Here is a 929-nt window from a genome sequence, read left to right on the forward strand (position 1 = left end):
AGACGAATTGATGAACCGGTACGCGTTTACACAAAAAACTTTGCCGAATGGTGAGCCTGGGTATGAATATTATCCGGTTGACGTCGCTGCTTATATTAGATCATATCGGCCAGACTATACCGTTTCGTTTGATGCTACAACAAATGCCAATGAGATTCAGTCCGTATTAAATAAAAGTGGCGGTCAGGTTGGTGCATCTTATAATGGACATAACTATATGATCGAAAATGTAGATAGCAAGGGTTATATAAAAATGTCTGATCCATCAAACCCCGAAAATTCACCTGTTTGGGTTAAAGATGCAGCCTTAACGGGAGTTTACAATTTCTATAAAAATTAGTAGCAAAATATACCTCTAATGTTTTTTAAGGCTTGATCTACAGGTTTTAACAATCACCCGCTATTCCTTAAAAAATCGCTTATTCCTTGAATAATTAATAAACATAGCGATGCTTGTAAAAACACAGCCTCTATTGACAAACGAAGTATTTTCTTGATATACGATGAGCCTAAAGATGATAATTAAAAGATTTTACCATTTAAGCTGGATTCTTTTTATTCAGGTATTGTTTTGGTATAACATTGGCTATGGCCAGGATTTTTCCAAAACATGGACATCGAGATATGGCGTTAAGTTTACAAAACCTTCCGGTTTTAATATGCTCAACAATGAGGGTGGAAATTCTCTGGAGTATTTCTTCTATATGACGAAAAAAGATGATAGAGGGACGAATATCCTGCCAGATTTTTATCTAGTTAATAAAGATTCTTCTGTTCTTATCCTTGTCGAAGCTTTCGACTATACACCAATGGAGCCTGGTATCTTTGTGCGTTATTGGCGGGATTCCAACAGATTCGGATTTAATTGTGTAGTCTTCAATGCTGATAGAGTCAAAGATCAAATTAGATACTATCCTGCAAGCAAACGT

The 929-nt window shown here is 36.1% G+C and carries 2 protein-coding genes; both read left to right on the forward strand.

Annotation, left to right across the window (positions count from 1 at the left end):
- The coding region (locus ACNOHI_RS24605) for a hypothetical protein (protein WP_420477361.1) at positions 1-340 on the forward strand (340 nt) is incomplete at its 5' end.
- Between the two features lie 163 nt (positions 341-503).
- The coding region (locus tag ACNOHI_RS24610; RefSeq protein ID WP_420477362.1) for a hypothetical protein at positions 504-929 on the forward strand (426 nt) is incomplete at its 3' end.

The organism is Noviherbaspirillum sp. ST9 (assembly GCF_048799745.1).
Taxonomy (GTDB): Bacteria; Pseudomonadota; Gammaproteobacteria; order Burkholderiales; family Burkholderiaceae_D; genus Noviherbaspirillum.